Source organism: Rhizobium oryzicola, assembly GCF_030504645.1.
GTDB classification, from domain to species: Bacteria; Pseudomonadota; Alphaproteobacteria; order Rhizobiales; family Rhizobiaceae; genus Neorhizobium; species Neorhizobium oryzicola.
In genome coordinates, this window is record NZ_JAUKWQ010000003.1 from 627,538 (window position 1) to 634,002 (window position 6,465).

The following is a 6,465-nucleotide window of genomic DNA, read 5'->3' on the forward strand; positions in this document are numbered from 1 at the left end:
GATGCAGGATCGCGCCCTCAAATCCCCACCGACGGCAGACACCAAGCAAATCGGATTCTTCGGCAAGCTGCCAAGCCATGGCGACTTCGTCAGCTGGGGGCTTGCGGCGGATCTGGAGCGGCAGGTGCAGGACTGGCTGCAAGCGGGTCTGAAGGAGGCGCGTGAACAGCTGGGAGAGCGGTGGGAAGCCAGTTTCAAGGATATGCCTCCCTGGCGCTTCATCATCGAACCCGGACTGTGGAGTGCAGGCGCTCTGGCGGGTGCCGTATTGCCAAGCTGTGACCGGGTCGGGCGGAACTTTCCGCTCGTGATCATTGCGCAGATTGCCGATTTCCGGGAGCACCCCCATCAGCTTTACAAGGATGAAACCTGGTTCACGGCCGTCGAAGCGATCGCCGAAGGATGCATCCGCCGCGACATGCCGCTTGATGAATTCACCGGCAATTTGCAGAGGCTCCGAAAACCGCGTCCGGTGGACCCATCGGAACCCGGTGCTCGCCCGACGCAACGACAGGTGCCGGAAACGCTCTGGTGGACGGTGCAACCAGGAACGCGCCATGTGCGCGGTTTCCGCAATGTCGGAGCGCCGCGACCCGCCGATCTCATGACCCTTATTGGCGCGGCCGCGGAGCATGGTGTCGCGGAAACACCGCAACAACACACATTATCCGCGACGGTCGCAAGCCCCGCCGCCGCCAAGCCAGCGATGGTTCCGCCTCTTCCCGCCAAGCCCGCTCTGACATGGACCCACGCCTTTGCCACACACGCCGGTACGCGCGACAAGCTGAATGCCGATGCATTGCTGGCATCCAAAGCAACAGGTCTCTTTGCGGTGGCTGACGGCGTGGGCGATGCGCCCGCCGCCGCAGAAGCTGCCAAGCTTGCCGTCCATCTGCTGGGTCAGGCCGTGATGGAGGATGGATTGGAGGCGCGGCTGCAGGAGGCAAAGGGAAAGCTTGGGCGTGCCAACAGCCTGCTTCAGTCACGCGTGAGAAGCGAGCAGGATGGTGCCTCTGAAAGTGCCAGTGTGATTGCTCTGCTTTTTGCCGGACATACCTTTGCCACCTTGTGGGCAGGCGATGCGCGCTGTTATCTGCTGCGAGACGGCATGTTGCGCTGCCTTACCCGCGACCATGTCAGGGTCGGCATGAAGCGGTCTCTGTCACGTGCGGTCGGTCTAACGCCGTCCTTCAGCCCGGAATGGGTGATGGACGATCTTGAGCCGGAGGACCGGTTCCTGCTTTGCACTGCACCGCTACTGCGCGCCCTCCCCGAACGCGCCATTGCGGAAATCATGTTGGCGGAACAGCCCGCAGCTCTGCCCGGCAGCCTCATCGAAAACGGCCTGATTGCCGACTGCCGCGACAACATGACGGTTCTGAGCATCCATGTCCGAAGCGAACGAGACACATACTGACCGGCAGCGCGAGCTGGCCTTGCGCTTTGCGGCGTTGTGGCAATTGCTCGACCCGGCAACCGACGGAGGGCAAGCGGAGTTGCGACGGACGATGCTGGACCAGGTCCGCAATGCATTGGACCGGGCGAGCGGTCAGATCGACAATAGCGCTCCAGTGTCGAAGTTCATTGCCAATACATTTGCCTGCGAAAGCGTTCTGGCGCAAAGCGAGCTATCGGAGGTTCTGCTTCTGCGGCATCGCGACCTCGGCACGCGCCACGCACTCAAACAGCTTCGTCGCGACCGCGCAAACGATCCGGTGGCAACTGCGATGCTCCTCCACGAAGCGCGCACGCTCCTGTCCCTCAACCACCCCTGTATCGTCCGAGGCCACACGCTACTGCGATTGCCTGACGGCCGCCCCGCCCTGCTCATGGAATATTGCGGGCCCTCCGTCGCGGCTCGAATGGCCGAGGCTCCGCTGCTGGCTGAGGACATCGTGAAGATCTTGAGCTGCGTCTTGCAGGGGCTGTCTTACCTGCATCAGAAAGGGTTGGCGCACGGCGATATTTCGCCTGCCAATATTCTCAAAGGGGAAGATGGCGCCAGCCCGTGGAAGCTCGCGGACTTCTGCCTCTGCCGTCTGCGAGGCCACGCACTGACGGATTACGATCTGCGCTTTGCCGCCACCATGGACTTCGCGGCTCCTGAGCTTGTCGAGGTTCAGGCCGCCGATGCCCGATCGGATCTCTATAGCACCGGGCACGTACTGTCATATCTGCTGAGCAGCTGCGGCGATAACCTCGGCCTGCTCAAGGAACCGTTGTTGAAGCTGGCTGATACTCTGACACAGCCGAACCCTGATCTTCGCCCTCAAAGCGCGGAGGAATGCCTGACCATCCTTGCGAACTTACCTCAGAGATAAGGGGCCTATTGGCCGGGAGCAGACGGAAGCGGTGCCGCCGCGGTCGGCGGTACCTTTTGATAGATCGTAAACAGCTTGCCGAAATCGACCAGTCCCGAATTGCCGGCAAAGATCATGTCACCGTTCATCATCTTGAACTGCTGCATCAAAGCCAGGTTGGACACGTCCTTCAGATCCGCCCGATAAATCACCGGCTTCACCGAAACCGCGCTCGTTGTCGGAAGAAGTTTTCCGCCACTCGTAATCACGGGAGAATAGGTTGTCTGACTGCGCAGCACATAGACTTGGCTTGCATCGGCGCGGTCATCAATCAGGCCGCCGGCTCGACCGATCGCCTGGGCAAGCGTCAGGCGCCCCGGCTCGAACTTGAATTCGCCGGTGCTCTTGAAGGCACCCATGGCAGTGAAGCTGGGAGCGCTATCTTCGAGGAAAAGCTGATCGTCCGGCAGAAGATAGACGTTCTGCGGATCTTCCTTCAGAACCCGTTCAAGCGGCGCGCTGGCCTTCTGCTGGCCTCGGGTCAGGGTGACAGTGGTGCTGCCGGGTGCGGCGGAGGCGCCGCCAGCCATGGCAATCGCATCGACCACCCGCTCCTTGCGGGCCGACAAGGCGAAGCGGCCCGGCGAGCGCACAAGCCCGCCAACGGTGAAGCCGTTGCCGGGGCGATCGACAACCGTGACCACGGCTTGCGGATTGACCGCCGATCCTTTCAGGCCGGCGACAATCCGGCTTTGCAGCGCCTCGGGTGACGAATCAAGCACACGCTGCTTGCCGACAAACGGCAAGGTCACATTGCCGCTCGAATCTACCGTGAAACGGCCGAGATTGAGTGTCTTGCTGTTGGCCGAGGAGAACAGACCCTCCTCACCCGTATCGAAGATCGTGACCTCGATCACATCGCCGCGCCGCAGGCGCACATCGTTGTAGCCCCGCGACCGGAAGATGGAAAGTCCTGCATCTGTGGGCGAATAGGTGGGTTGCGCCTGGGTGATCTGGCTGATCGGTGCCTGTGAAAGACGGATGACCGGGACATCCCGACCCGTCACCGGATCTTTCGCATTGTAGAAACTGGATGGTGATGGTCCATCGGATGGTCTTGCGCATGCCACCAGTAATGCAGCGACAAAGACTGGACCAAGCTTCCGCATCGTTCACCCCCAGAATGATTTGACGGCAGGAGAGATAGCACCGTTAACCTCTGAGACAATATCAGTTTCATGACTGCTACAGGAGTTTCTGATAATATGAAAAGTTGTGGCGGATAGGCAACTATTCGCAGCGGATATAACTCGTTGATCCGCTGCCAATCACTTCTGCACACCCTGGCCCTCGGCGTAGCCGACGTTATCAGAGGCGATGTTTCGACAATCCGCGATCGACAGACACGAACGAGCGATTAGGGATCGATTAGCCGTAGCTTGATCGCCTTGGAAATAGCCTGCGGAATATTGGCGCAGCCTAGCTTGTATCGTGCCGATTTCAGATAGTCGCGTGCCGTGTGTTCGGAGATAGCCAGAATGAGGGCGATCGTCTTGTAATCCTTCCCTTGAGCGGCCCAGGAAAGACATTCAAGTTCGCGCGGGCCAAGATTTGGAACCGGGTCATTTTCTCCATAAAGCTCGCGAAGGGCCAGCTTGTGGATACGGTGGGACAGTTCCAGCCAATCGCCCCGATGACGCTTCAGGAATTCTGGCCAATCCGCCTGCCTTGCATCATTGATGGAAAGAAGAGCGCGGCGATTTGCGCGATCAATCACAGGAATCGAATAGCCGCTCGGGCCAAGTCCGTGACTGATAGCATCCATCAGAAGCTGTGCCGCTTCAGGTGTCACCTCCACCTCTGCCCAGTCAAACGGCAGCGTGCTTTGAAACCCGCGCTTTGCGATGGGATCTGCCTGGACGTAACCCTTTAAAAGGTAACGCGAAACCCATTCAGGCGAATAGGTCGTACGCACGAAGGGTGCATCGACCTTGTCGGCAATGGTTTGAGCGAGATGGTAGGTGACGTGACTGACCGCATAAAGGTCTCGGAACCGGAGCAAAGCAGCTTCTACATCCTCACTGCCCTCGATAGCGGCGAACGCCTTCTCGAACAACGAGTTTTCCTCGGTCGATTCCGTCATTTCATGCCCCCACAGCAACCGTTGATAGACTTAGTTCATTCAGCAATGAATGTACAAGGGCATCCCCCTCATATGAGGGGAATGACACAGCGCAAATCCGGCTTAGATTAATTTTTGTAAATTATCGGGTGGAGCTGGATGCCATGAAGGACCAGCGGACTTTGGAGTCCTCTCTGGCTCCGAAGGCGTGCAAAATCTTGTGTTCGACCTTCGGCGAGCTTGCCGGATCAGAGGCGCTTACCCGCGCGCTCGTTGCAGAGCGCGCGGGCGATGCGGAGGGCGCGTGTTTCTGGGCCGGTGTTTATCACCTCATCGCGAAGAAGGTGTCTGCCGACGGGGTCGCGCCCGAGGCAGAATTTCGCCCTTGAGGCTCGCAGATCAGGCAGATCGGCTAGAACCCTTCCAGCACGACCTTGCCTTTGGCCTTGCCGCTTTCGATAATCCCATGCGCCTTTCTCAAGTTCTCCGCATTGATGGGAGACAACGTTTCCGTCACAGTCGTCTTGATGCGACCGGCATCAATGAGGTTGGAAATCTCGTTCAAAAGCCTGCCCTGCTCGGCCATGTCCGCGGTCTGATAAAGGGAGCGCGTAAACATCAGCTCCCAGTGCAACGAAACCGCCTTGCGCTTGAAGCCAACGGCATCAAGGCTTTCTGGATCATCGATCAATCCGAAGCGCCCTTGTGGCGAAATAAGCTGGATAATCTCGTGCAAATGGCGATGCGTCTCGGTGGTCGAAAAGACGAAAGCCGGGTCTCCCAGCCCAAGCGCCTGAACCTGCTCCGCAATCGGCCTTGAGTGATCGATCACGTGGTGGGCGCCCAGTTCCTTGGCCCAGGCCTGTGTTTCCGGACGTGAGGCTGTCGCAATGACGGTGAGGTCCGTCAGTGCGCGAGCAAGCTGGATGGCAATGGAACCGACGCCGCCGGCCCCGCCGATAATGACGATGGCATTGGCGGCACCCGGCACGGGCTTGAGGACATCAAGCCGATCAAACAGCATCTCGTAGGCTGTGATCGCGGTCAGTGGCAGTGCCGCGCTCTCTGCATTGGAGAGCGACGCCGGTTTATGGCCGACGATGCGCTCATCGACCAGATGCAATTGTGAGTTCGCACCCGGGCGGACGAGCGAACCCGCATAGAACACCTCATCACCCGCTTTGAAACTTGTGACATCGGAGCCAGTCTCGATCACGGTTCCCACGGCATCCCATCCCAGCACCTTCCATTGGCCCGGCTCTGCCGACACATTCTTTCGGATCTTGGTGTCGACCGGATTGACGGAAATGGCGGCGACCTGAACCAGAAGATCTCTAGGGGCCGGGATCGGACGTGGCAGCTCAATGTCGACGAGCGCATCTGCACGGTCGATGGATCCCGCTGTTTGATAGGCGACGGCTTTCATGTCTCTTGCTCCTTCTTGGCAATTGATATGCGCCAGAAGTGGCTCTACATAATCATTTTCGCAATATGCACAAAAACTGCATATACTATCAAAAAGGATAGCGTTATGGCAAAGGTACGCCACTCGCGGTTTGACTGCAGCCCCGGCTGCGCGGTCGAAGCGGCAATCGGCCTCATCGATGGGAAATGGAAATCGGTGATCCTGTTTCACCTGCTTGACGGTACCTTACGCTTCAACGAGATCCGCCGCCACGTGCAGAACGTGACGCCGCGCATGCTGACTAATCAATTGCGGGAACTGGAAGAAGATGGACTGATCGAGCGCAAGGTCTACGCTCAGGTGCCGCCGAAGGTGGAATACACGCTATCCCCGTTGGGGCGTAGCATGGAGCCAATACTCCTGGCGCTGAAAGCCTGGGGGGATGCGAACCTCGGCCTTTACGGCAAGCCCGTGCCCAAAGACGCGCTAGAGTATCCGTTTTGATCAAGCGTGTTTTGGGGTCCATTTCCGGTTGTTTTTCAACAGTGCGTTTGCGAGCACAATGAGCTTTCGCATGATTGCGGTGATGGCGACCTTCGGTGGTTTTCCGGCGGCTTTGAGCTGGTCGTATTTGACCT

At 58.8% G+C, this 6,465-nt stretch carries 7 protein-coding genes and 1 pseudogene; 4 read left to right on the top strand and 4 right to left on the bottom strand.

The genetic code is table 11. The annotated features are described in order from the left end of the window. Window position 1 precedes the first annotated feature (1 nt). Together tagF and Q2T52_RS13480 are read left to right on the top strand one after the other, a co-directional pair. Entirely contained in the window at window positions 2-1,417 is a 1,416-nt protein-coding gene (tagF, locus tag Q2T52_RS13475) for a type VI secretion system-associated protein TagF (protein WP_302077251.1), read from the top strand. Further along, complete coding sequence (locus Q2T52_RS13480) at window positions 1,389-2,321, top strand: serine/threonine-protein kinase (protein WP_302077253.1); 933 nt, start codon at window positions 1,389-1,391, stop codon at window positions 2,319-2,321. The genes tagF and Q2T52_RS13480 overlap by 29 nt, the downstream gene beginning before the upstream one ends. A 5-nt stretch (window positions 2,322-2,326) precedes the next feature. Here the strand turns inward: Q2T52_RS13480 and Q2T52_RS13485 are convergent, their stop codons facing one another. Together Q2T52_RS13485 and Q2T52_RS13490 are read right to left on the bottom strand one after the other, a co-directional pair. After that, window positions 2,327-3,469 (bottom strand): polysaccharide biosynthesis/export family protein, encoded by a 1,143-nt coding sequence (locus Q2T52_RS13485; protein WP_367187310.1) that lies wholly within the window; start codon window positions 3,467-3,469, stop codon window positions 2,327-2,329. A 248-nt stretch (window positions 3,470-3,717) separates the two neighbouring features. Continuing rightward, window positions 3,718-4,443, bottom strand: a complete 726-nt coding sequence (locus tag Q2T52_RS13490) for a helix-turn-helix transcriptional regulator (protein ID WP_302077255.1) — start codon at window positions 4,441-4,443, stop codon at window positions 3,718-3,720. 143 nt (window positions 4,444-4,586) lie between these two features. Between Q2T52_RS13490 and Q2T52_RS13495 the strand changes: the two genes are divergently transcribed. Continuing rightward, window positions 4,587-4,811, top strand: coding sequence for a hypothetical protein (locus Q2T52_RS13495; RefSeq protein WP_302077256.1), 225 nt, complete (start codon window positions 4,587-4,589; stop codon window positions 4,809-4,811). A 23-nt stretch (window positions 4,812-4,834) separates the two neighbouring features. On the opposite strand, the gene Q2T52_RS13500 is transcribed toward Q2T52_RS13495, so the two are convergent. Then, window positions 4,835-5,848 (bottom strand): zinc-binding alcohol dehydrogenase family protein, encoded by a 1,014-nt coding sequence (locus Q2T52_RS13500; protein WP_302077257.1) that lies wholly within the window; start codon window positions 5,846-5,848, stop codon window positions 4,835-4,837. Between the two features lie 105 nt (window positions 5,849-5,953). On the opposite strand from Q2T52_RS13500, the gene Q2T52_RS13505 reads away from it, so the two are divergent. Further along, a complete protein-coding gene (locus Q2T52_RS13505; protein ID WP_302077259.1) occupies window positions 5,954-6,331 on the top strand; it encodes a winged helix-turn-helix transcriptional regulator in 378 nt (125 codons plus the stop codon). On the opposite strand, the pseudogene Q2T52_RS13510 reads toward Q2T52_RS13505, so the two are convergent. After that, window positions 6,332-6,465, bottom strand: a pseudogene (locus Q2T52_RS13510) (IS110 family transposase); the annotation flags it as partial. It abuts the gene before it with no gap.

Excerpts from the sequence above, each read along its gene's own strand:
- tagF (WP_302077251.1), top strand. The coding sequence starts at position 2 with ATGCAGGATCGCGCCCTCAAATCCCCACCGACGGCAGACACCAAGCAA.
- Q2T52_RS13480 (WP_302077253.1), top strand. The coding sequence starts at position 1,389 with ATGTCCGAAGCGAACGAGACACATACTGACCGGCAGCGCGAGCTGGCC.
- Q2T52_RS13485 (WP_367187310.1), bottom strand. The coding sequence starts at position 3,469 with ATGCGGAAGCTTGGTCCAGTCTTTGTCGCTGCATTACTGGTGGCATGC.
- Q2T52_RS13490 (WP_302077255.1), bottom strand. The coding sequence starts at position 4,443 with ATGACGGAATCGACCGAGGAAAACTCGTTGTTCGAGAAGGCGTTCGCC.
- Q2T52_RS13495 (WP_302077256.1), top strand. The coding sequence starts at position 4,587 with ATGAAGGACCAGCGGACTTTGGAGTCCTCTCTGGCTCCGAAGGCGTGC.
- Q2T52_RS13500 (WP_302077257.1), bottom strand. The coding sequence starts at position 5,848 with ATGAAAGCCGTCGCCTATCAAACAGCGGGATCCATCGACCGTGCAGAT.
- Q2T52_RS13505 (WP_302077259.1), top strand. The coding sequence starts at position 5,954 with ATGGCAAAGGTACGCCACTCGCGGTTTGACTGCAGCCCCGGCTGCGCG.